Raw genomic sequence first — 22981 nt, 5'->3', positions numbered from 1 at the left:
CTCACACGTCCTTCTTCTCACTGGGCCTGGCCTTGAACATCTCCAGCATCCGGTCGGTGACGACGTATCCGCCGACGACGTTCATCGCGCCGAACACCATGGCCACGAAGGCGAGGACGTAGCCGAGCCAGGTGTGCGACTCGGCGGCGATCAGCATCGCGCCGATGACGACGATGCCGTGCACGGAGTTCGAGCCGGACATCAGCGGGGTGTGCAGGGTCGCGGGAACCTTGCTGATGACCTCGACGCCGACCAGGACGCTCAGCACGAAGACGGTGATCGCGGTGAGGAGATCGAGCTCGTTCATGAGGTCGCGCCTCCCTTCGGTGCCGCTTCGCCCAGGAGCGCGGCCGTGATCTCGTCGGCCGGGTCGAGGACCAGTTCGCCGTCGCGCACGAGGTGGCGCAGGAGCGCGACGAGGTTGCGGGCGTAGGCCGTGGAGGCCGCGGTCGCCATGGCGGACGGCAGCCGGCCTGCGCCGATGACGGTGACGCCGTTGTCGAGGACGTCCGTCTTGTCGGGTTCGGATCCCTCGACGTTGCCGCCGAGGTCGCTGGCGGCGAGGTCGACGACCACCGAGCCGGGTTTCATGCCCCGCACCGCGGCCGCGGTGACCAGCAGCGGCGGCTTTCGGCCGGGGACCTGGGCGGTGGTGATGACGATGTCGGTACGGGCGATGTGCGCGTCCAGTGCCGCGCGCTGGGCCCGCTGCTCCTCCTCGGTCAGCTCCCGTGCGTAGCCGCCCTGTCCGGCGCCCGGTTCCCCTGGTGCCTGGCTCTGGATGTCCAGGAACCGGGCGCCCAGCGACTCCACCTCCCCTCTGGACTCGGGACGTACGTCGTACGCCGTGACGACGGCGCCGAGGCGGCGGGCTGTGGCGATCGCCTGCAGCCCGGCCACCCCGGCCCCCAGGACGAGGACCTGCGCGGGACGCATGGTGCCCGCCGCGGTGGTCAGCATCGGGAAGAACCGGTCGTAGGAGTCGGCCGCGAGGACGGCCGCCTTGTAGCCGGCGACATTGGCCTGGGAGGTCAGCGCGTCCATGGACTGGGCGCGGCTGAGGGTGCGCGGCAGCAGATCGAGGCTCACCGTGCGCACTCCGCGCTCGGCCAGCTCCTGCACGAGGGCGGGGTGGCGCAGCGGCTCGAGCAGGCCGATCAGGGTCTGTCCGGCGCGCAGCGACCGTGCGGTCTCGGCGTCCGGCGGGCCCACGCACAGCACGGCGTCCGCGCGTGCGTACAGCTCGTCCGCCGGTACGACGCCGGCGCCCGCCTCGGTGTAGTCGGCGTCGGTGAACCAGGCGCCGGAGCCGGCCCCGGTCTCGACCAGGACGTCGATGCCGGCCCGGGTGAGCAGGGTGACCGCCTCGGGGACGAGGGCGACACGGCGTTCGCCGGGCGCCCGCTCCCGTACGGCACCTACGGTGACGTTTGGCATGATCTGCTGCCTCTCTCCGGGGCCGCGGGGGTCTCCCGGGCCTCAGAACTCGAAGACGAGCCGGGCTTCGGCCCGTCCGCCGAGGACCTCGTCGAAGGAGTCGTTGACCTGGTCCAGGCGCCGGGTCTCGGCGATGACCTGGGTGCGGCCGGCGGCGTGCAGGGCGAAGACCTCGGCCAGGTCCTGGCGCGTGCCCACTATCGAGCCTATGACGGAGATGCCGCCGAGGACGGTCTCGAAGATGGGCACGTTGATCGCCGCGTTGTCGGCGGGCAGGGCGACCATGACGAGGCGTCCGCCGCGGTTGAGCGACCTGAACGCCTGCTCGAAGGCCTTGGGGGCGGCGGCGAGCACGACGGCGACGTCCGCGCCGCCGGCCTTCTTGATCTCCTCGACCGGGTCGTGGGTGCGGGCGTTGACGATCTCGTCGGCGCCGAGCCGGTGGGCCAGGCCCAGCTTGTCGGGTTCCAGGTCGACGGCGGTGACCAGGCCGCCGACGAGACGCGCGTACTGCAGGGCGAGGTGGCCGAGGCCGCCGATGCCGAAGACGGCGACCCGTTCGGCGGGGACCACGCGGGCGACCTTGATCGCCTTGTAGGTGGTGACGCCGGCGCAGGTCAGGGGCGCGGCGTCGAAGGAGCTGACACCGTCGGGCACGTGGACGATCCCGCTCGCGTCGGCGACGGCGTACTCGGCGTAGCAACCGTCCACGCTGTAGCCGGAGTTGACCTGGGACTCGCACAGGGTCTCCCAGCCGGAGACGCAGTAGCGGCAGGTGCCGCAGGACGAGCCGAGCCACGGCACGGCGACCCGCTTGCCGACGAGGTCGGCGGGGACGCCGGCGCCGACGGCGGTGACGGGGCCGATGCCCTCGTGGCCGGGGATGAACGGCGGCCGGGGCTTGACCGGCCAGTCGCCGTGCGCCGCGTGGATGTCGGTGTGGCAGAGGCCGGAGGCCTCCATCTTCACGAGCACCTGGCCGGGTCCGGGCTCGGGGACGGGCAGGTCCTGGATCTCCAGGGGCTTGCCGAAGTCGGTGACGACTGCTGCCTTCATCGATCTGCTCCTCAACTGGTCTGTTCTCCGGGCGCCTCGACCCGGGTCACGAAGTGCAGCCCGTCCCCGGCTGCGAGGGAGAATCCGCCCGGCGTGCCCTCTTCGACGTCGAGGACGAACAGGGGGCGGCCGAGCGCCTGGTACTGGTCGGCGTCCATGTGGAAGGTGCAGCCGTCGACGACGCCGATGAGCATGTCGCCGGCTCCCAGGGCGAATTCGCCGCCCTCGAAGCACATGGGGTCGCTGCCGTCGCAGCAGCCGCCCGACTGGACGAACATCACCGGCCCGCCGTGGGCGGCGCACAGGGCCGCGATCGCCCTGCGCGCCGCGGGTGTGGCGGTGACGCGCCCGACGGTGCCGTTCTGCGCCTTCTCGGACATGTCGCCGTCCTCCTCCTAGAACAGCCCGAGCGGCTTGTCGCTGTAGCTGACCAGGAGGTTCTTGGTCTGGCTGTAGTGCTCGAGCATCATCTTGTGGGTCTCGCGGCCGATGCCGGAGATCTTGTAGCCACCGAACGCGGCACCCGCGGGGTACTGGTGGTAGCAGTTGGTCCAGACGCGGCCGGCCTTGATCGCGCGGCCCATCCGGTAGGTGCGGGAGGTGTCGCGGCTCCACACGCCGGCGCCGAGGCCGTACAGCGTGTCGTTGGCGATCTCCAGGGCCTCCGCCTCGTCCTTGAAGGTGGTGACGGCGAGGACGGGCCCGAAGATCTCCTCCTGGAAGACGCGCATCCTGTTGTGGCCCTTGAGGACGGTCGGCTCGAAGAAGTAGCCGTCCTTCAACTCGCCGCCGAGAGTGGGCCGGTGGCCGCCGACCAGCAGTTCGGCGCCCTCCTTCAGGCCGATGTCCACGTAGGAGGCGATCTTCTCGACCTGCTGCTTGGAGACCTGGGGGCCCATCATGGTGTCGGTGTCGAGCGGGTCGCCCTGCTTGATGGCGCGGATGCGCTCCAGGCAGCGGCCCATGAACTCCTCGTAGATGTCCTCCTGGATGAGCGCGCGGGAGGGGCAGGTGCAGACCTCGCCCTTGTTGAACGCGTACAGGACGAGTCCCTCGACGGCCTTGTTCAGGAAGTCGTCGTCGTGGGCGGCCACGTCGTTGAAGAAGATGTTCGGCGACTTGCCGCCCAGCTCCAGGGTGACCGGGATGATGTTCTCCGCCGCGTACTGCATGATCAGGCGGCCGGTGACGGTCTCGCCGGTGAAGGCGACCTTGGCGATGCGCTTGCTGGTCGCGAGGGCCTTGCCGATCTCGGCGCCGGGTCCGTTGACGACGTTGAGGACGCCCGCCGGGAGCAGGTCTCCGACGACCTCCATCAGCTTCAGGATCGACCACGGGGTGGGCGAGGCCGGCTTGATGACGGTGGCGTTGCCTGCGGCGAGCGCCGGGGCGAGCTTCCACGCGGCCATCAGCAGCGGGAAGTTGAACGGGATGATCTGGCCGACCACGCCCAGTGGCTCGTGGAAGTGGTAGGCGATCAGGTTCTTGTCGATCTCGGTGATCTCGCTCTCCTCGGCGCGGATCGCGGCCGCGAAGTAGCGGAAGTGGTCGGCGGCGAGGGGGATGTCGGCGGCCAGCGTCTCGCGGACCGGCTTGCCGTTGTCCCAGCTCTCGGCGACCGCGAGTTCCTCGCGGTGGGCGTCGATGGCGTCGGCGACCTTGTTCAGTACCGCGGCCCGCTCGGCCGTGGAGGCCTCGCCCCACTTGTCCTTGGCGGCATGGGCGGCGTCGAGGGCGAGTTCGATGTCGGCGGCCCCCGAGCGCGGGATCTCACAGATGGGCTTGGCGGTGGCCGGGCACAGGTTGGCCGAGTACTGATCCGTGGTGGGCGCCTGCCACTTGCCTCCGATGAAGTTCTCGTAGCGTGGCGCCACGTCGACCGGGCTGCCGGGCTTGCCCGGAGACTCGTACTTCATGACCGTCCCCTTTCGATGACGACGATCCGCTGATGCTCGACACGCTAGGAGCGGGGACGCTGCAATACCGCTGCATGCCGCCTGAGCTGCGGGATCACCCCGCTCTCCAGGCCGAGGGCGCGGGCCCTGGCGGCCGCCGCCGCGCGCTGCGGGGAGCCGCCCGGCAGGGTGTGGGCGAGCGCCGACCAGGCGGGGGCGTCGTCGCCGCCCCAGCCGGCGTCGACCCAGCGGCGCAGCAGCCCGGGGTCCCGGCTGGCCAGGACGGCGCCGCGCAACTGCTGTTCCAGACAGCGGCGTTGCTCCACGATCACCGGTGCGTCGGAGCGGGGCAGCAGCGGACCGGGGTAGCGGGCGAGGGCTTCGGCCACCCGGCCCTCGGCGAGGAGCTCCGCCACGTCGCCGAAGTCGGTGCGTACGGGGCGCAGCAGGGCGTACGGCCGTGAGCCGAGCAGTTCGGGTCCCAGCACGGCGCGCAGTCGCGTCAGTTCGGCCCGCAGGGTGGAGGCGGGCACCTCGCGCTCCGACAGGTCCACCGCGAGCCGTTCGCCGCTCACGCCGTGGCCGGCGAGCGCGAGCGCGAGGACGATCTCGCTGTGCCGGGGGCTGAGCCGGTGCATGCGTCCGGTCTCCTGCAGCAGGACGCTGTCCCGGCCCAGCGCGTACAGGCGCAGCGGGTCCCCCTGCGGCGTTCGCAGGGAGGCGAGTTCGGCCTCGGCGGCCAGTGCGGCGGCCCGCACCGCCGCGAGGGCCGGCGGGGTGGCGATGGTCGGCCCGCCGGACAGGTCGACGACGCCCACGACGCGGCCGGTGCGCGGATCGCGGACGGGGGCGGCGGCACAGGACCAGCCGTGCACGGCGGCGCTGTAGTGCTCGCCCGTCACGATCTGCACGGCGCGCCCCAACTCCAGCGCGGTTCCGGGGGCGTTGGTGCCGGCCTGCCGCTCGGACCAGCCGGCGCCCTCCACGAAGTGCATGCGTTCGGCGCGCCCGACGGCCTTGGTGTCGCCCTCGACCCACAGCAGGGTTCCGTCGGCGTCGCCGACGGCGAACACGTGCCCGTCGTCGGCGGCCCCGGTGCCCAGCACCTCGCGGAGCATGGGCAGCGCGACGGCGAGCGGGTGGGTGGCGCGATAGGCGCGCAGTTCCTCCGTGGTCCTCAGCAGCGACGGCAGCCGGCTGCCGTCGGGGCGGACCGCGCACTGCGCGCAGCGCCGCCAGGACTCGGCCACCAGGCCGCGGGTTCCCCGTGCCGTGCCGGGGGAGGTGACGAACCGCTCGTGCGCGGTGCGCGACGCGGAGAGCGAGGCGGCGGTGGAAGCGTCCATGGCACCTCCCGCATGGCTTCCTCCCGGTCGGGTCACCCCAGCCTCGGGCGTGCGCCGCGCGGCCTGCAGAGGCCGAAGGGCCCCGGGGCAGGGCCGCTCGGACCCCGTCCGGGCACATGGCCGCGACGGGGCTGTCCCTTCGCGTTCCGCCTCTCAGCCTGGTCCGGCGCAGGGCCCGCGGGCAGGGGCCACCCGGTCATGCCGGGCGGCCGCTGGTCCCCACGTGCGCGGGAGGTGCTAGCCGCCGGCGACGGCGAGTTCGTAGTCGCCGATCAGGTCGCCCAGCAGGGTGCCGGCGACGAGGTCGGAGGAGACGTGGCCGGCCATGTAGAGGCGGGAGTAGAGGACCTCGGCCCGCATCCACTCGTAGTCCGCGGCGCGGTGCGGGGAGAGCGCGCTGAGGAGGGTGACGGCGGCGGCGGAGCGGGCGGCGTGGCGGGAGGGGTAGGAGTAGGGGCCCTTGGCGCCGGGTTCGATGTGCTTGTCCGGGCGCAGGCTCGGGTCCAGGACGAACGGGGCGGGCTGTGCGTCCTTGGCCGCCAGCCGGTCACTGATCGTCTTGGCCAGCTTCAGGGCCGACTTGAGTTCGGCCTTCTCAGCCGTGCCCTGCGCGGCGGGAATCAGTTCACGCCGGTCGTGGAGGTACAGCTTCCAGATATCCTTCTTGCCGTAGAGCTCCAGCCAGGACGCCGCCTTCTCCCCCGCCGCGGTACGGGTCCTGGCGAGGGCCTGGACCTGGTGGAGTTCGGCGGTGCGTCGCTGGGCCGACGGTGGTGCCGGGACCTGGCGTGCCGCCCAGGCGGCGAACGCCGTGTCGTCGCGGGTGGTGCCGTGTGCGGCCTTCCACTGCGCGAAGAGTGCGTCGGCCTTCTTGCGCTCGTCCCTCGCCTGCTTGCCGATCGCGGCGATCCGGGCGTCGGTGAAGAGGGTGGGCGGCGGGTTCTGCTTGATCAGTGCCGTCGCTCCGGGCTTCTTCTTCGACGAGGTCGAGGCGGCGGCCGGGTGCAGCAGGCCGAAGGCGGCCGCGGCGACCGCGAGCAGCGCGATGACGGCGTAGGGCCAGGTGATGCCGCGCAGGGGGTTCATGCGGCGGGGGTCCTTTCGAGGAGCGGTCCGGTGCTCGTCCCCGCGGTGGTGAAGTGGTCGCGGACGAGGCGGCGTACGTCGTTGTCGGGCAGGCCGGGGGTGAGCAGGGAGCGGCCGAGGACGTACTTGCTGAGGGAGACGGGTCGGCCGCCCAGGCGCAGCAGCAGCCGGTCGGCCGGGGCGGGCCTGGTGCCGCCCTTGGTCTCGACGAGCACGCGGCCGGGGCCGAGGGCGGCGGTGCGGTCGCCGTGCCGGAAGGTCAGGGCGGCGTCGAGGGTCACGCGGGTGCCGTGGTGGAGGTCGGCGAGGGCGGCGCGGAGGTAACGGACCTCCGCGGCGGGGGCCAGTTCCCCGGCGGTGACCGGGATACCGGCACCGTTCAGGGTCCGCTCGACGAACTCGGCGGCGTCGGCGGGGAGTTCGCCGTGGTCGACGGCCGGGATCCGCAGGGCGTGCTTGAGCGTGGCGCCGCGGCCGTCCTTGGTCTTGACCTCCACCCGGCACAGGCCGTCCTCGGCGTACAGGCGGGTGCGGACCTTCCAGCGGCGGCGCCGGCCCTGGACGTGGGCGTGCCAGGCGGCCAGTCGAGGGGTGTCGAAGTAGACGCTGACGTAGCTCGTCGTGCGGCGCCCCGCGAGGTCCAGGACGTGATGACTGTCGGCGAGCAGGCGGACGAAGGCGTGTGCCTGGTCGAGCGGGACGAGGTACTTGCGGTCGGTGCGGTGCTGCAGGGCCGCCGCCGCGTCGACCTCGGCCAGCGTCGCACCCCGCAGGGCGGACAGCCCCAGACCGGCCGCGAAGGAGGACGCGGAGATCATGACGCCGTCACCTGCTCGCGCGGGCCGACGGTGGGCGGCTCGTAGGGGCCGGCATCGGCGGCCGGCAGCGCGTGCGGCGCTGCGGGGTAGCGGGCCAGGACCCGGGTCGTCTCGCGTACGTAGTCGACCTCCTCGACGAGCACGGACAGCGGGGTCCGGCCGAAGCGGAGCGCCACGTCCTGGGCGATGAGCTCCGGCTCGGGGTAGATCCGGTCGAGGGTGAACTTCACCGCCGTCGTCGGCGGCTCGTACCGCCTCGGGTCGTCGACCACCAGCACGGCGACCAGTACCGCCGCGACCAGGGCGACGACGAGCCAGACCTGCCGCTGCGGCAGCCCGGCGCACAGGGCGACGACCAGGCTGACGAAGGTGTAGGCGACATCGCGCAGGGTGAACGCCGCGCTGCGCAGCCGCACCAGGGAGAGGACGCCGAACAGCCCGAAGCCGACTCCGGCCGGGAACTTGCCGGCGCTGATCGTGGTCATCGCGGCGAACAGGCCGACGTTCAGCGCGGCCAGGACCAGCGGCATGGCCGGTGCGCTGGGGCGGCGGCGGTGCAGCAGGCCGACCAGGACCAGCAGGGCGACGATGTCGAGGCCGCCGCGGGTCAGCAGGTCCGCGGGGGCGATGTGGTCGGTGATGCCCTTGGCGGCGAGCACCGTGACCGCTGTGTGCATGGCTGTCCCTTCCGTCGCGGCACGGCGGACGGCGGACCGGTCGCGGCCCGCGGGGCACCGCGACGTGAAGGACGGTAGGGATGTCACATGAACAGACCATGAAGGCTGCCCGACGCGCCTGACCGGGGCCGGGGCCGATTAGCCTGGCCGGCATGCACTACCTGGTCGTCGACGACGAGAGCCGCCTCACGGACCTCGTCGTCCGCTACTTCACCGAGTCCGGTCACACCGCCGAGGGCCACTACGACGGCCCCTCCGGGCTGGCCGCCGCCCGTGACCCGCGGGTGGACGCCGTGGTGCTCGACGTGATGCTGCCCGGCCTGGACGGGGTCCAGGTGTGCCGGACGCTGCGCGAGGAGGGCGTGGACGTGCCGGTGATCCTGCTGACCGCGCGCGGCGCGATCGACGAGCGGGTGGCCGGACTGGACGCGGGCGCGGACGACTACCTGGTCAAGCCGTTCGCCATGGAGGAGTTGCTGGCCCGGCTGCGGGCCATCTCCCGGCGCCGCCCCGACTGTTCCGGCCGCCTGCGGGTCGGTGACCTCGTCCTCGACACGGAGCGGCAGCGCGTGTGGCGGGCGGACAGCGAACTCGAACTGTCCCGGCGGGAGTTCGACGTGCTGCGGGTGCTGATGGAGAACGCCGGGCGGGTGGTGAGCCGGCTGAAGCTGCTCGACGAGGTGTGGGACGGTGAGACCGACCTGCGCAGCAACGCCATCGACGTGCACGTCTCCAAGGTGCGCGCCAAGGTCGACCGGGCCTTCGGCCGTATGACGATCACGACGCTGCGCGGACGCGGCTACCGCCTGGAGATCGCGCCGTGACCCCGCCGGGCGGGCCGCGTGCACGGCTGCGCCGGCTGCCCGTGGTCGCCCGTCTGGTGCTGGCCGTCGCCGTCACCATGTCCCTGGTCCTGACCGGGGCCGCCGGGCTGGTCTACTGGCGCGTCAGAACCGCCCTGGACCAGCAGCTCAACGACGACCTGACAACCTATCGGCACAGCCTCGACCAGGCGGTCCGCGCCGAGGAGGAGCTGCCACCGGGCCCCAGCGGCAGCCTGCGGCAGATCCTCGACGCGCACGGCCGCGTGCTGCGCTCCAGCGACGCGCTGCCCCGCCGGGCCCTGCTCACCCCCGCCGAACTCGACGCGGTCACGCGCGGTGCCACGGTCCGGCGTGACGTCGGCTCCCTGCTGCCGATCACCTCCGGCACGCTGCGGCTGCAGGCCGGGCGCGTCAGCGCGGGCGGGCGGACCTCGATCGTGGTCGCCGCGGTGCGGCGCGGCCACCGTGACGAGGCACTGCGTGAACTCCTCGCCCAGCTCGCCCTCGCCTCCGCCCTGACCCTCATCGCGGCCTCCTACGTCGGCTACCGCACCGCGCGGGCCGCCCTGCGCCCGGTGGAGCGCTACCGCGGCGGAGCCGCCACCCTGGCCGAGGGCGCCCAGAACCTGCGCCTGGACGTGCCCGTCGACCGCGACGACGAGATCACCCGGCTCGGCCACACCCTCAACCACATGCTCGACCGCCTACAGGCGTCGGCGGAACGCGAGCGCCGGTTCGTCGCGGACGCCAGCCACGAGCTGCGTACGCCGCTGTCCCTGCTGCGGGCCGAACTCGACGTGGCCCTGCACCGCCCCCGCTCGGCCGGGGAACTCACCGACACCCTGCGCTCGGTGGACACCGAGGTGCAGCGCCTGATCGACCTCTCCAACGCGCTCCTCGACCTGGAGGAGCTCGGCGGCACCGCGCATGTCACCCGCACCCGCGTCCGGCTGGCCGACCTCGTCGACGGCGCGGTGGCCCCGCACCGGCGCACCGCGGAACGGTCGGCGCGCCGCCTCACGGTCGAGGTCGCCGACGTGGACGTCGAGGTCGACACCCGCTGGCTGCCTCCGGCCATCGGCAACCTGGTCGACAACGCCCTGCGCCACGGCCGCGGGACGGTCCGCGTCACGGCCGCCGTCCGCCGGCACCGGCTGCGGCTGTGCGTCACGGACGAAGGACCGGGCTTTCCGCCGGAGTTCCTGCCCAGGGCGTTCGACCGCTTCACCCGGGCCGAGGCCAGCCGCACCGGCGAGGGGTCCGGGCTGGGGCTGGCCTTCGTGCGGGGCGTGGCCGCCGCCCACGGCGGCACCGCGCACGCCGAGAACACCCCCCACGGGGGCGCGGTCGGCCTCGACGTGCCCTGCTGACCCCTGCCGGGCCTCAGGCCCGGGTCACCGCTCCCCCACGGGCACCAGCCACACCAGCGTCGTACCGCCGCCCTCGGGACAGTCCACCCGCAGCGAGCCGCCGAGCTGTTCGGCCCGTTCGGCCATGTTGCGCAGCCCGCTGCGGCGTCCGCCGTCGGGGATGCCCCTGCCGTTGTCGGCGACGGTCAGCCGCACCTCGCGGCCATCGGTCTCCAAAGCCACGTCCGCGCGCTGCGCGCCGGAGTGCCGGGCGATGTTGGTCAGCGCCTCGGAGAGCACGGCGATCACATGGTCGGCGATCTCCTGGGGCACGTCCGTGTCGACCAGGCCCTCCATCCGCACGCTGGGCGCGAAGCCGAGGACCGGGCTGGCCTCGCCCACCGCCCGGACGACGCGGGCGCGCAGTCCGGTGCCGGCCCCGCCGTCGCGGGCCCGCAGACCGAAGATCGTCGACCTGATGATCTTGATGGTCTCGTCCAGGTCGTCGACCGCGCGGACCACGCGCTCGGCGGCCTCCTCGTGCTCGATGAAGCGGCCTGCGCTCTGCAGCGTCATACCGGTGGCGAACAGCCGCTGGATGGCCAGGTCGTGCAGGTCGCGGGCGATCCGGTCGCGGTCCTTGAGCACCGCTATCTCCTCCGCGTCCCGACGGCGCTCCGCGAGCTCCATCGCGATGGCGGCCTGCCCGGCGAACGACTGCAGGGGTTCGATCTCCGTGACCGAGTAAGCCGGCCGTCCGGTCCTGCGGGCCAGCAGGACGACGCCTCGCGGCCCCTCCTCTCCCGAGCCGATGGGGACGGCCACGGCGGGGCCGAGTCCCTCGAAGCGCGGCGGCTCCAGGGAGATCCGCTGGTCGTGCGCGGCGTCGGTGCTGGTGACCGGGACGGCGCCGGAGAAGGCCAGCCCCATCAGGCTGCGGTCCATGGGCAGCACGAGCCCGCGGTGGGCGTCGGCGTCCAGGCCGAAGGCGAACTCCACGGCGAGCGAGTCGGTGTCCTCCATGGGCAGTGCGACCGCCGCCAGGGCCGATCCGGTGATCTCGCCGGCCCGTTCGGCGATCAGTCCGAGGACGTCGCTGCTCGGACCGCCCGACATCAGGCTGTGCGTGATCTCGGCGTTGGCCTGCAGCCATCGCTCACGCAGCCGCGACTCCTCGTACAGACGGGCGTTGTCGATCGCGACGCCGGCCGCCACGGCCAGCGTCGACAGGACCGACTCGTCCTCCTCGTCGAACTGCGCCCCGCCACGCTTCTCGGTCAGGTACAGGTTGCCGAAGACCTGCTCGCGCACCCGGATGGGCACTCCGAGGAAGGAGTTCATCGGCGGGTGGTGGGCGGGGAAGCCGTAGGAGGCAGGGTGCTCGGAGAGCTTCGCCAGCCGCAGCGGCTCGGGGTGCCGGATCAGCTCCCCGAGGATGCCGTGACCCTCGGGGTAGGGGCCGATCCGGGCGATCTCCTCCGGGCCGACGCCGACGGTGTGGAAGGCCGACAGCCGCTTGCCGTCCGGGCCGATGACGCCCAGTGCGGCGTACTCGGCGTCGACCAGCACCGCCGCGGCCTCCACGATGCTGCGCAGCACCTGCTCCAGCTCCAGCTCCCGGCCGACCGAGAGCACCGCCTCCAGCAGGCTGTGCACCCGGTCGCGGGTACCGCGAGCCGCGTCCAGCCGCGCCTGCAGTTCCTCCAGCAGCTCGTCGAGCCTGAGCTGGGGCAGCCGCATGCGAGCCTCCGCGGGCTCCTCGGAGCGTCCCACCCGTGATCCTCCACATCCCCTGTGCCGTGTTGCCGACCGGCCTCGGCCTCAGGTGCCACGGTAACGGTCTTGTCGGGGGGACGATACGGGATCTCACGTGGGAGGACCGCCGTGGGCCGGTCAGCCCTGCGGCAGCCGGGCGATCACGTGCTCGGTGAGGTCCAGCAGCCGGTTGGTGTAGCCCCATTCGTTGTCGTACCAGCCGAAGACCTTGACGAGTTCGCCGTGCGCCTGGGTCAGCGGGGCGTCCAGGACGCAGGAGGCCGGGTCGCCCACGACGTCGCGGGAGACGATCGGCGCGTCGGAGACCCTGAGGATGCCCTTCAGCGGTCCGTCGGCGGCCTCGCGGTAGGCGGCGTTGATCTCCTCCGCGCTCACCGCCCGCTCCAGGATGATGCTCAGGTCGGTCAGTGAGCCGTCCTCGACGGGCACGCGGACGGCGATGCCGTCCAGGGTCCCGGCCAGCTCGGGCAGGACCAGACCGACGGCGCGGGCGGCGCCGGTCGAGGTCGGGATGATGTTGACGGCGGCGCTGCGGCCGCGGCGCAGGTCCTTGTGCGGTCCGTCCAGCACCACCTGGTCGTTGGTGTAGCCGTGGATGGTCGTCATCAGGCCCTTGACGACGCCGAAGTGCTCGTCGAGGACCTTGACCATGGGGGCCACGCAGTTGGTGGTGCAGGAGGCGTTCGAGATCACGTGGTGGTTCTCGGGGTCGTACGTCCCCTCGTTGACGCCCATCACCACGGTCGCGTCGACGTCCTTGCCCGGTACGGACAGCAGCACCTTGCGCGCTCCCGCCCTCAGGTGTGCCCCGGCCGTCTCACGGGTGCGGAAGCGGCCGGTGGACTCGATGACGACGTCCACGCCCAGGTCGCCCCAGCCCAGGGCGGCCGGGTCGCGCTCGGCGGTGACCGCGATGCGGTGTCCGTCGACCGTGATCGAGGTGTCGTCGTGCTCGACGGCGCGGCCGATGCGGCCGTACGTCGAGTCGAAGGCCAGCAGGTGGGCCAGCGTGGCCGGCGAGGTGATGTCGTTGATCGCGACGACCTCGATACCGGTGCCGCTGCCGCTCGCGGCGCGCTCCAGCACGCAGCGCAGGTAGTTGCGGCCGATGCGGCCGAAGCCGTTGATGCCCACACGCACGTTCATGTCCGTCCCTCCTCGGGTGCCCGGTGGTGTCCGGGCTGCACTGCCAGCCTGCGGGAGGCGGGCCGGGTCCGGCATGGGCCGTACGGGGGCGGCCGAGGGCCGATCGGACCCCGGTCGGCCGGGTCAGTGGCCCTGCTGCCGCAGCCGGTCCTGGGCCTGGGTGGCGATGACGGCGGCCTGGATGCGCCGTTCCACGCCCAGCTTGGCCAGCAGGCGGGAGATGTGGTTCTTCACCGTCTTCTCGGCGAGGAACAGCCGCTGGCCGATCTGCCGGTTGGTCAGTCCCTCGCCGATCAGCGCGAGGATCTCCCGCTCGCGGTCGGTCAGCCCGGGCAGCGCGTCCGGTTCCTCCTCCTGGCGCTGGTCGTGGCGGAGCCGGGCCATGAGCCGGGTGGTGGCGCTGGGGTCGAGCAGGGACTGCCCCGAGGCGACGGTGCGCACGGCCGACACCAGGTCGGAGCCCTGGATCTGCTTCAGCACGTATCCGGAGGCGCCGGCCATGATCGAGTCGAGGAGGGCCTCCTCGTCGTCGAACGAGGTCAGCATCAGGCAGCTCAACTCGGGCATGCGTGAGCGCAGTTCGCGGCAGACGCTGACGCCGTCGCCGTCGGGCAGGCGCACGTCGAGGACCGCCACGTGGGGACGGAGCGCGGGGACGCGGACCAGGGCCTGTTCGGCGGTGGCCGCCTCGCCGACCACGGAGATGTCCGGCTCGTCGTTGAGCAGGTCGTGCACCCCGCGTCGTACCACCTCGTGGTCGTCCAGCAGGAAGACCCGGATCGGTTCGTCGGGTCCCGGCCGCCGGCTGTCCGCCATCAGATGCTCCTCGCCGTGTCTGTCGTCTTCCACCGCACCGCGTCCCGCGCACCTGGGCGCGGAACCGGTTCCATCTCGAGATCCTTCTCGCCCAAGGGGCCGATGGCCAGGGCCGGTCGGCCCTGTTTCCCTCCCCTTCCGGGTACCGCGCGGGTACCCGGGACCACCGCCCGCGCACCTCCGCCACGCCGAGGACCCCCGGCCCCGTTCCTGGGCCGGGCGGCCCCTGGGGCGCGGCGGACGCCCGGGGGAGTCTGGAACTGCTCACAGACGATCAAAGGGGTGGAGCACATGACTCCCAGGGACATCGGCACCGAGGCCGCCACTGCCTTCGCCGTGCGGGTACGGGCCGAGGGCGATGTGGACGAGGCGGCTCTGGCCTACGTCCGGACCAAGGTGGCCGCGGCGCTCGACCGGCCGGGCCTGCCCGCAGTCGACGGAGAGGTGCGGGTCGCCAGGGCGGCCGCCCACCATGTCGAACAGCCCTGGTCCGCGGGCGCCGAGATCCGGGTGGGCGGCGAGCTGCTCGTCGTCCACGCGAGCGAGGCGAGCGCCCATGAACTAGCCGACCGGCTGCAGGACCGCCTGCGCACCCGGCTGGACCGGCTCGCCGACCGCGGGGAGACCGCGCGGCGCACGGCCACCCCGCCGCCGTGGCGGGGCGGCCCCGGCCAGGAGCGACAGGGCTAGGACGTCAAGGGCGGGCAGGACCACCCTGCCCGCCACCCGCCGGAACCAGGAGGCAGGCGCCGTGGAACCGCACATCATCGGCGAGGTGATGACCAGTGAGGTCGTACTCGCCCACCGCACAACGCCGTTCCGGGAGCTGGTCGGGCTGCTGGACCGGCACCGCATCAGCGGGCTGCCGGTCGTCGACCACGACGACAAGGTCCTCGGCGTGGTGTCGGGCACCGATCTGGCGCGCGCGGGGACCGGCACCCTCACCGCCGGGGACCTGATGTCCACTCCCGCGGTCACCGTCCACCCGGAGCAGGCCGTCTCGGACGCCGCGCGGGTGATGGAGCGGCACGGTATCGAGCGGCTGCCCGTGGTCGACGAGGAGGACCGGCTGATCGGCATCGCCACCCGACGCGATCTGCTGCGGGTCTTCGCGCGCACCGACGCCACGATCCGCCGCGAGGTCGTCGACGGGATCGTGGTCGGCGTGCTGGGACTGCCGCCCGAGGCCGTCGGCGTCACCGTCCGGGACGGCATGGTCACGCTGACCGGCCGGGTGCCCCGGAGCTGCGAGATAGCGCCGGCCGTCCGCTCGGCGTGGAAGATCGAGGGGGTCGTCGGAGTCGTCAACGGCCTCACCTACGAGGTGGACGACACCGGTGTGCGCGAGGGCTGACGCCCGCGGGTGGCCGGCGGCGGTGGAAGGGTCCACCGGGGCCTGGACAGGGCCCGAACGGCCCTAGCGGGCGATGTCCGCTACCGGCTTCCATGACGCGATCGGCCACAGCCGCGCCATGCGGCGAGGGACGACCGACCGACTGAACCACGAGAATCTACGGAATCCGCCCATGGCCCTGGACCAAGCCCAGCCGGTTCCCACGGAACCCCGCCAGAGCATCGCGCTCGACAGTGCGGAGGCCCTGCGGCTGCTGGGCAGCGTCTCGTACGGCCGGATCGTCTTCACACAGCACGCGCTGCCGACGGTCCGCCCCGTCAACCACGTCCTCGACGACGGCGACATCGTCATCCGCACCCACGAGCGCGCGGCCCTGACCTCCCGCACCCGGCAGGCCGACGGGCAGGGCGTGGTCGTCGCGTACGAGGCCGACGTCATCGACCCGGACACGCACCTGGGCTGGAGCGTGGTGGTGACGGGCTACGCCCATCTGGTCACCGATCCGCAGCAGCTGGCCCGCTACCAGGAGCTGCTGCGTCCCTGGGTCGGCCGCGCGATGGACTACGCGGTGCGTATCCGCCCCGATCTGGTGACCGGGATCCGCCTGGCCCCCACCGACGCCTGAGCCGGCGCGGCGGGGGCCGCGGTCCGCGGTCCGCGGTCCGCGGTCAGTCGTGCGGTACGACCGCCACCGGGGCCACCGCGTGCCGGACCACCTCCTGCGTCACGGGCCCGATCGGTGAACCGACCGTCGAGGTACGGCGGTTGCGGCGGCCGACGACGACCAGGGCCGCGTTCCGCGAGGCGTCCACGAGGTGCGGCCCGGCCCCTCCGACGACCGCCTCGCCGGCCACCCCGACCGTGGGGTACTTCTCCCGCCACGGCCGCAGCAGCGCGTCCAGGACCTCCCGCTCGTCCGTGCCCGCGGACAGCACGTCGGGGTAGGCCGGAAGCCGCCAGCCGTGGACGATCCGCAGGGCGGCCGCGCGCCGTGCGGCGGCCTCGAAGGCGAAGGCGAGGAGGGCGTCGTCGGCGTGGTCGTGCAGTTCCAGGCCGAGCACCACGTCCCCGTCCACGGCGCCCGCGTGGTCCTGCGCCGGCTGCTCGTCCGACGTGCCGTCGTCGGCGCGTACGAGCACCACGGGCCGTTCCGCCCGGTCCAGTACGGCCGAGGCGACCGAGCCGAGCAGATGGCCGGCGGCCCGGCCCAGTCCGCGGGAGCCGAGCACCAGCAGGTCGGCGTCGCGGGCCGCCTCCAGCAGGGCCGAGGCGGGGCGCCCGTCGAGCCGTGCCGTGGTGAGGTCCAGGCCCGGGTGACGGTGGGTCAGCGCGGCGCGAACCTCGCGCAGCATGCGTCCGGCCCGGTCCTCGCCGGGCGACGGCACGGCCTCACCGGCGAACGGCCGGTAGGCGGAGGGCTGTTGGTCCCCGGCGTACACGGCGCGCAGCGCGGCCGGCCACAACAGGGCTTCCCGCGCGGCCCATTCGGCGGCCGCGAGGCTTTCGGGCGAGCCGTCCAGGCCGACGGTGAGGGTTCGGGACATGTGCAGCCTCCTTCTTGTCACGACCACTGTCGTCGGCGGCGGCCCGCGGCGGGAAGGTCCACAAGTCCCTGTCCGGTACCGATCGGTCCCGGCCTGCCGCACGCGAAAGGGCGCCGCCGCCGGGGGAATCGGATCCCCTCGGCGGCGGCGCCCACGACCCGGTGTGCACCGAGCGGTCAGAGCAGCCAGCGGTTACGGCTGACGAAGGGCAGCCGTGCCCACAGCCTGCCCAGCCCCCAGGTGGCGCCGGCGCCCACGACCGCCAGGGCGATCATCACGACGGCGTAGATGACGTGGTAGTCGACGAACGGGTTGGTCGACATGCTGGCCGATCCGTCGGAGAGGTGCTTGGCCGGCGGCCATTCGGCGATCCACATCAGCGCCATCATCGCGGTGCCCGCGACGGCCGTGAGGCGCAGCGCGACGCCGGAGAGGAGCCCGAGGCCGATGCCCAGCAGACCGAGCATGAACAGCCAGTCGGCCCAGCCTGCCCCGGCCCAGTCGTGGAACGTCGACTCCATGGGTCCGGCCGCGACCGAGCTCAGGAAGCCCTTGGTGGGCGAACCGCCGTCGATCCAGCCCTTGCCGGACGGGGTCGCGTAGCCGAAGCCGAATGTCTTGTCCAGGAACGCCCACAGGAAGACGAACCCGGTCAGCAGGCGCAGCCCGGCGAGGACGTGCGCGCCGGTCACGGCCGCCGCCGTCGTGGTGTCCGTGGTGCGGGGGGCCGTTCCGGTCCGGCGCAGGGACGGGAAGTGGAATCCCTGGTGACGCTGCGGGTGGTCGTGCACTGCCATGATCTTCATCCCCTCGAGTCTCACGGGGGCTTCCAAGCCCTCGTCACGTTTTCAAATGTCCCGCTCTCGCGACGGTCGTCGCATGGGCTGCAGGGCCCGGCCGCCGGTCCGAACGTCCCCGCCGCCGGGACCACTTGGATCCCGACGGCGGGGGCCGTCACGCCTGGGTCGGCACCAGCACGACGGGGCAGTGGGAGTGGTGCAGCAGGGTGTGCGCGACCGTCCCCAGGTGCGGGCCGACACGGCCCGTGCGGCGGTGCGCTCCGATCACCACGACGGACGCGTCCGCGGTGGCCTCCAGCAACGCGTGGGCCGGCCCGCCGCGTACCGTGCGGGCGTCGACGCCCACCCGGGGGTGCCGTTCCTGCAGCCGGGCGAGGCTGAAGCGCGGTACGGCCTCCTCCGCCCGGTCGTGCTGGGCCAGGCGCTGCTGGCCAGGGCTGGTCGCGGGGATCAGCGAGGGCAGTTCGGGGGCGACGTGCCGGTGGTTGAAGGAGTGCAGCACGTGCAGCCACACACCGCGCCGCTCGGCCTCCTCGAAGGCGTAGCCGGCCACGTCCGCGTCGCTGTCGCCCTGCAGGCCGAGCAGGACGTGCCGGCCGGCGTCGAACGGTTCGGCGGCGTGGTCGACGAGGTGGTCCCCGCGCACGACCATCAGCGGGCCGTGCACCTGCGCGGCCAGCCGCAGGCTCACCGAGCCGAACAGGGTGCCGGTGACCCCGCCGAACCCGCGGGTGCCGACGACGGTAAGGGCGGCGCCCTCGCTCGCGTCGGTCAGCGCGCGCACGGCGTTGCCCTGGACGACCTCGGTCGTCACCCGCAGGCCGGGGCGCCGGGCGTGGACGCGGGCCACGGCGGACGCCAGGATCGGCGCGGCCTCGTCCCGGTCGGGCACGGCGTAGACGACGCGCAGTTCGGCGTCGCGCCGTGCGGCCTCGTCCGCGGCCCGGTCCAGGGCGCGTACGGCGACCAGTGTTCCGTCGACTCCGACGACGACGTGCTGGAGAGTCATGTCCCGTTTCCCTTCTGTGCCGTGCTCTTCCCGTGCGGCGGGAAGGAGCCGCCGGGACCGGGGCGCGTGCGCCGTCGTAGGGCTCTCGCGGGATCCCGCTACGGCCATCACCTCGATGGTCGTGCGGTGCGCGCGCCGGGGGCAGGGACCGCGCGAACCCGGCGGGGATGCCGGACGGCCCCCTGCCGTAGGGCCGTGCGGTCCCTGCGGCAGGGGGCCGTCCCGTGCGGTCCTGCGGCAGGGGGCCGTCCCGTTCGCTCAGCGGGGGGCCTGCAGATCGACCCCGTACAGGCTGCGTCCGGCGATCAGTTCGCGTCCGGTCACCAGCTCGGGCTCGATGCGCACGAAGACCTCCCTCGGGGAGGGCGCCCAGGAGCGGGGGCCGGTGCGGACCAGGCGCTCCTGCTCGGCCGGGTCGGTGACCATCGCGGCGTGGCCGGTGACCACGACGCTCCAGCCGGCGTGGGCGTCGGCGTCGACCTCGTCGGCCTCGAAGGCCACCACCGCGCCGTCGATCGCGCGGACCAGTTCCGAGGTGGCGGAGGTGCGCAGCAGCACCGCGCCGTCGGTGTCCAGGGAGAAATTGACCGGGAGCACCGCGGGCAGGGCCTGACGCGTGTGCACGATGCGGCCGACGGGCGCCTTCGCCAGCAGACGCAGGCACTCCTGCCGTTCGAGTTCGCGGAATCCGTCATTGGGATACATCAGCCAGTCGCTTTCGGCCCGTGGCCCGCCGCCCGGACTGGGCGGTGGGATGTGTCTCTCCATGGTTGGCACGGCGGGACCGCGGGCTAAGGGCCATCGGTCCCGAACAGGTCGGCCAAGGGACCTTTCAGGCGGTGATCCGGCGTCCGGTGAGGGCGAGCGGCTCGATGCGCACCCAGGTGTCCCGCCGCCCGCCGGCCCAGGGTTCACCACGCGCCTGCTCGGTCAGCCGGCGTACGGCCGCGGGGTCGGTCACGATCCGCGCCAGGCCGCGTACCAGCACGCTCCAGCCCTGGCTGAACACGTCGTCGATGCGGTCCACCTCGAACGCGACGCGGCAGCCGGCGGCCTGGGCCGGCAGGGTGCCGGGGGCCGTGCGGAAGACGATCGCGCCGTCGACCACGCTGTAGTTGACGGGGACGACGAGAGGTCCTTCGACGGTGGGCACCGCGATGCGGCCGACGCCGTGGGTCGCCAGCAGGGCGCGGCACTGCTGCGGGGTGAGCTCGGTCAGCTCGGCCTGGCGGGCCGACCGCCCGGGACCGGGCGGCACCTCCATCTCTCCGCCGGTCAGTTCGGTGAGGGAGGTGCGCAGCGCCCCGGCGAGCCTGAGCAGCGTGCTGGTGCCGGGGGCGGCGGTCGGCTGTTCCTCCAGGTACTGGAGGTAGCCGAGGGCCATGCCGGCGCGGGCGGCCGTCTCCTCACGGGTGAGGCCGAGGTCTTCGCGTCGCCGGGCGAGTCGGCGTCCGAGATCGCCCGGGGCCGTGGCGTCGTGCGCGTTCGACGGGGTCGGTGCGGTCATGGCCCGTCACTCCCTCCGGTCGGGTCCGGTCACGTCGTCCGGACGGCGACGGCCTCGTGTGTCTCCTCGCCGAGCACCACCTTCAGGGCGCCGGTGTCGGCGGCGCGGGCGAAGACGTCGTACGCCTCCTCCATGGCGTTCAGCGGGAAGGTGTGGGTGACCAGGGCCCCGGCGGGCAGTCGGCCGGCGGCCGCCATGCGCAGCAGGGTCGGCGTGGAGCTGGTGTCGACCAGGCCGGTGGTGATGGTCACGTTCTTGATCCACAGGTCCTCGAGGTGCAGGGTCGCGGGGGCGCCGTGCACGCCGACGTTGGCGACGTGCCCACCGGGGCGCACCATCCGGGTGCACATCTCGAACGTCTCCGGGGTGCCGACCGCCTCGATGACGACGTCGGCGCCGAGTCCGTCGGTCAGGTCGGCGACCAGCTGCTCGGGGTCCTCGCGGGCGTCGGCCACGGCGTCGGCGCCCAGCCCCTTGGCGGCGTCCAGGCGGGCGGCGGCCAGGTCGACGGCGACGATCCGTTCCGGGCTGAAGAGCCGGGCGGTGGCGATGGCGGCCAGCCCGACGGGTCCGGCGCCGACGACGGCGACGGTGTCACCGGGTCGGACGCGCCCGTTGAGGACGCCGACCTCGTAGGCGGTCGGGAAGATGTCCGCGAGGAGGACCGCCTCCTTGGCGTCCAGGGTGCTGGGCAGGGCGTGCACGGACAGGTCGGCGTGCGGCACACGGACGTATTCCGCCTGGGTGCCGTCGATCAGGTGGCCGAGGGCCCAGCCTCCGCCGCCCCGGCACTGGCCGTACATGCCCTGCCGGCAGTAGGCGCAGCGGCCGCAGGCGGTGATGCAGGACACCAGCACCCGGTCGCCGGGGCGTACGGTGCGCACGTCGGTGCCGGTCTCCACGATCTCGCCGACCGCCTCGTGGCCGAGCACGGTGCCGGGGCGGACCTCGGGGACGTCGCCCTTGAGGATGTGCAGGTCGGTACCGCAGATGGTGACGGCGTCGACGCGGACGACGGCGTCGGTGGGTTCCTGGACGCCCGGGTCCGGGACGTCCTGCCAGGAGGACTTGCCGGGTCCGTGGTAGACGAAGCCCTTCATGGCGATCCTTCCCTCCTCGGCCTGTCGCTCCCGTGGTCCGGGAGGGCCGCGAGCCGGTGCGGCGCCGGGATTGCCCCGCAGGTCCAGCTTGTCCGGCCGTCCCGGGCGGGCGCTTGGGCCGGTCGGCCCCCAGGGTCACGCCGGACGGGTCCTTGGCGGCGGCCGTGCCCGTACGGCCCACCTCGCGTGGAACCGGCTGGCCCGAACGGCCCTACCCGCCGCCCTGGCCTGCCCGCTTGCCTTTTCCCATGGCCGAAATGCACTCCGAACCCCCACCGCCGACGGTGCGCGTCGTCGCCGGCCGCACCGTCGTGGCGCTGCGCGGGGAGATCGACCTGCTCACGGTGCCGTCCCTTTCGGCCCGGCTGGACGAGCTGACCGCGGGTCGACGTCCCGACCTGGTCGTGGACCTGCGCGACGTGTCGTTCATCGACTGCTCCGGACTGGGGATGCTGTGCCGGGCACGCAACCGTGTCGTGGCACAGGAGGGCCGGCTGCGGCTGGTCACGGACAGCCCCGGCTTCCGGCGGCTGCTGCCCCCGGCGGGCCTGGCGGGCGTCTTCGAACTCGACACCCGGCTCTGCGAGGCCCTGGCACCCGCGGCGGACCCCGGGAACCTGGCCGGTGCGACGGGCTGATCGCCGGCCGTCGGGCGGTGGACAGCGGCACGGTGGTGGTCGCCTGCTCGCGGGCCGAGGCGCGGCAGGGGGGCTGAACGGCCCAAGGGCGTCGGGCAGCAGGTCCCGGATGGTCCCCCGAAAGCGCCTGGTCGGCCCATCCCGGCACGCCTTTCCCGGTGCCACCGTCTTGTCCGTGACCACGAGAGGGAGGTGCGGACCGATGAGCGGCAAGCCCGTGAAGAAGCGGCTGTGGCGGTGGCGGAACAACCCGCTGCGCCGGCACGACGACATCGTCGAGGCCTGGGTCGTCCTCGCCATGTGGGTGGTCGTCGCCGTCGGCGGCGCGATCGCCGGTCTGGTCACCGCGCACGCGGCCGACGACGTGCTCGCCCGGCAGCGCGCCGAACGGCACTCCGTCCGGGCCGTCCTCCTCACCGATCTGCCCAGTGCCTCGTCGAGCGGGGACACGGCGGAACGGATATCGGCGAACGTCCGCTGGACCGCCTCCGACGGCACGGCCCACACCGGCCGGGCCCTGGTGAGTGCCGGGCAGAAGGCCGGCGCCCGGGTCCTGGTCTGGCTGGACGCACAGGACCGGCTCACCTCCCAGCCGCCCGGCCGCGTGGAGGCGGGGTTCGAGGCCGGTCTGCTGGGTACGGCGGCCTCGCTGGCGACCGCCGGCGTCGTGTTCGCCGCCGGGGCCGTGGTCCGCTGGCGGCTGGACCGGCGGCGCCTCGACGGGTGGGACACCGAATGGGCCATGGTCGGACCGCGCTGGGGGCACAAGACCGGGTGAGCACCCTTCCCCGGGGCGGCTGAGG

General features: G+C 73.4%; 25 protein-coding genes. 7 read left to right on the top strand and 18 right to left on the bottom strand.

All coding sequences use genetic code 11. The annotated features are described in order from the left end of the window. Position 1: 1 nt before the first annotated feature. From ACQF4J_RS41150 to ACQF4J_RS41110, 9 genes are all read right to left on the bottom strand, one after another. Positions 2–307 (bottom strand): NAD(P) transhydrogenase subunit alpha, encoded by a 306-nt coding sequence (locus ACQF4J_RS41150; protein ID WP_351567136.1) that lies wholly within the window; start codon positions 305–307, stop codon positions 2–4. Continuing rightward, the gene (locus ACQF4J_RS41145; RefSeq protein WP_427168083.1) at positions 304–1437 is read right to left on the bottom strand and encodes an NAD(P) transhydrogenase subunit alpha; all 1134 of its coding nucleotides are present in this window, start codon (positions 1435–1437) and stop codon (positions 304–306) included. Before ACQF4J_RS41145 ends, ACQF4J_RS41150 begins: the two co-directional genes overlap by 4 nt. A 42-nt stretch (positions 1438–1479) precedes the next feature. Next, positions 1480–2493: a zinc-dependent alcohol dehydrogenase gene (locus tag ACQF4J_RS41140; RefSeq protein ID WP_427168082.1), complete on the bottom strand. Its 1014-nt coding sequence runs from the start codon at positions 2491–2493 to the stop codon at positions 1480–1482. Positions 2494–2504: 11 nt separating this feature from the next. Next, entirely contained in the window at positions 2505–2873 is a 369-nt protein-coding gene (locus ACQF4J_RS41135; RefSeq protein ID WP_427168081.1) for a DUF779 domain-containing protein, read from the bottom strand. Positions 2874–2888: 15 nt separating this feature from the next. After that, positions 2889–4409, bottom strand: a complete 1521-nt coding sequence (locus ACQF4J_RS41130; RefSeq protein ID WP_427168080.1) for an aldehyde dehydrogenase family protein — start codon at positions 4407–4409, stop codon at positions 2889–2891. 44 nt (positions 4410–4453) lie between these two features. Beyond that, complete coding sequence (locus ACQF4J_RS41125) at positions 4454–5734, bottom strand: GAF domain-containing protein (protein ID WP_427168079.1); 1281 nt, start codon at positions 5732–5734, stop codon at positions 4454–4456. Between the two features lie 237 nt (positions 5735–5971). After that, complete coding sequence (locus tag ACQF4J_RS41120; protein WP_427168078.1) at positions 5972–6820, bottom strand: phosphatase PAP2 family protein; 849 nt, start codon at positions 6818–6820, stop codon at positions 5972–5974. Continuing rightward, a complete protein-coding gene (locus tag ACQF4J_RS41115) occupies positions 6817–7638 on the bottom strand; it encodes a polyphosphate polymerase domain-containing protein (RefSeq protein WP_427168077.1) in 822 nt (273 codons plus the stop codon). The genes ACQF4J_RS41120 and ACQF4J_RS41115 overlap by 4 nt, the downstream gene beginning before the upstream one ends. After that, positions 7635–8315: a DUF4956 domain-containing protein gene (locus tag ACQF4J_RS41110; protein WP_351580571.1), complete on the bottom strand. Its 681-nt coding sequence runs from the start codon at positions 8313–8315 to the stop codon at positions 7635–7637. The genes ACQF4J_RS41115 and ACQF4J_RS41110 overlap by 4 nt, the downstream gene beginning before the upstream one ends. Before the next feature lie 152 nt (positions 8316–8467). Here ACQF4J_RS41110 and ACQF4J_RS41105 point away from each other — a divergent pair, with 152 nt between their 5' ends. Continuing rightward, positions 8468–9139, top strand: coding sequence for a response regulator transcription factor (locus tag ACQF4J_RS41105; protein WP_351580568.1), 672 nt, complete (start codon positions 8468–8470; stop codon positions 9137–9139). Further along, positions 9136–10509 (top strand): ATP-binding protein, encoded by a 1374-nt coding sequence (locus tag ACQF4J_RS41100; RefSeq protein WP_427168076.1) that lies wholly within the window; start codon positions 9136–9138, stop codon positions 10507–10509. The genes ACQF4J_RS41105 and ACQF4J_RS41100 overlap by 4 nt, the downstream gene beginning before the upstream one ends. A gap of 24 nt (positions 10510–10533) precedes the next feature. Here the strand turns inward: ACQF4J_RS41100 and ACQF4J_RS41095 are convergent, their stop codons facing one another. From ACQF4J_RS41095 to ACQF4J_RS41085, 3 genes are all read right to left on the bottom strand, one after another. Further along, entirely contained in the window at positions 10534–12228 is a 1695-nt protein-coding gene (locus ACQF4J_RS41095) for a GAF domain-containing protein (RefSeq protein ID WP_427168679.1), read from the bottom strand. Positions 12229–12381: 153 nt separating this feature from the next. Next, complete coding sequence (gene gap, locus ACQF4J_RS41090; protein WP_351580559.1) at positions 12382–13410, bottom strand: type I glyceraldehyde-3-phosphate dehydrogenase; 1029 nt, start codon at positions 13408–13410, stop codon at positions 12382–12384. A 123-nt stretch (positions 13411–13533) separates the two neighbouring features. Further along, positions 13534–14226, bottom strand: coding sequence for a response regulator (locus tag ACQF4J_RS41085; protein ID WP_142149240.1), 693 nt, complete (start codon positions 14224–14226; stop codon positions 13534–13536). Between the two features lie 291 nt (positions 14227–14517). Here ACQF4J_RS41085 and ACQF4J_RS41080 point away from each other — a divergent pair, with 291 nt between their 5' ends. From ACQF4J_RS41080 to ACQF4J_RS41070, 3 genes are all read left to right on the top strand, one after another. Continuing rightward, entirely contained in the window at positions 14518–14916 is a 399-nt protein-coding gene (locus ACQF4J_RS41080; protein ID WP_351580556.1) for a hypothetical protein, read from the top strand. Positions 14917–14977: 61 nt separating this feature from the next. After that, complete coding sequence (locus tag ACQF4J_RS41075) at positions 14978–15580, top strand: CBS domain-containing protein (RefSeq protein WP_351580553.1); 603 nt, start codon at positions 14978–14980, stop codon at positions 15578–15580. A 172-nt stretch (positions 15581–15752) separates the two neighbouring features. Next, positions 15753–16205: a pyridoxamine 5'-phosphate oxidase family protein gene (locus ACQF4J_RS41070; RefSeq protein ID WP_351580550.1), complete on the top strand. Its 453-nt coding sequence runs from the start codon at positions 15753–15755 to the stop codon at positions 16203–16205. A 43-nt stretch (positions 16206–16248) separates the two neighbouring features. On the opposite strand, the gene ACQF4J_RS41065 is transcribed toward ACQF4J_RS41070, so the two are convergent. From ACQF4J_RS41065 to ACQF4J_RS41040, 6 genes are all read right to left on the bottom strand, one after another. Further along, positions 16249–17124 (bottom strand): universal stress protein, encoded by an 876-nt coding sequence (locus tag ACQF4J_RS41065; protein WP_351580547.1) that lies wholly within the window; start codon positions 17122–17124, stop codon positions 16249–16251. Between the two features lie 176 nt (positions 17125–17300). Then, on the bottom strand, positions 17301–17921 hold the full coding sequence (locus tag ACQF4J_RS41060; protein ID WP_351580595.1) for a hypothetical protein: 621 nt from the start codon (positions 17919–17921) through the stop codon (positions 17301–17303). Between the two features lie 157 nt (positions 17922–18078). Further along, a complete protein-coding gene (locus ACQF4J_RS41055; protein WP_351580544.1) occupies positions 18079–18933 on the bottom strand; it encodes a universal stress protein in 855 nt (284 codons plus the stop codon). A 258-nt stretch (positions 18934–19191) separates the two neighbouring features. Continuing rightward, a complete protein-coding gene (locus ACQF4J_RS41050; RefSeq protein WP_351580592.1) occupies positions 19192–19638 on the bottom strand; it encodes a pyridoxamine 5'-phosphate oxidase family protein in 447 nt (148 codons plus the stop codon). Positions 19639–19765: 127 nt separating this feature from the next. After that, positions 19766–20440 carry a helix-turn-helix domain-containing protein gene (locus tag ACQF4J_RS41045; protein WP_427168075.1) on the bottom strand — a complete coding sequence of 225 codons (675 nt, stop codon included), beginning with the start codon at positions 20438–20440 and terminating at the stop codon, positions 19766–19768. 29 nt (positions 20441–20469) lie between these two features. Further along, positions 20470–21540, bottom strand: coding sequence for a zinc-dependent alcohol dehydrogenase family protein (locus tag ACQF4J_RS41040; RefSeq protein ID WP_351580538.1), 1071 nt, complete (start codon positions 21538–21540; stop codon positions 20470–20472). Positions 21541–21788: 248 nt separating this feature from the next. Between ACQF4J_RS41040 and ACQF4J_RS41035 the strand changes: the two genes are divergently transcribed. Both ACQF4J_RS41035 and ACQF4J_RS41030 read left to right on the top strand, forming a co-directional pair. Then, complete coding sequence (locus ACQF4J_RS41035) at positions 21789–22178, top strand: STAS domain-containing protein (protein ID WP_351580535.1); 390 nt, start codon at positions 21789–21791, stop codon at positions 22176–22178. Between the two features lie 202 nt (positions 22179–22380). Beyond that, a complete protein-coding gene (locus ACQF4J_RS41030; protein ID WP_351580527.1) occupies positions 22381–22956 on the top strand; it encodes an Rv1733c family protein in 576 nt (191 codons plus the stop codon). Positions 22957–22981: the final 25 nt, after the last annotated feature.

The organism is Streptomyces sp. C1-1 (assembly GCF_050214755.1).
Taxonomy (GTDB): Bacteria; Actinomycetota; Actinomycetes; order Streptomycetales; family Streptomycetaceae; genus Streptomyces.
This window is presented reverse-complemented; position numbering and strand designations above follow the sequence as displayed.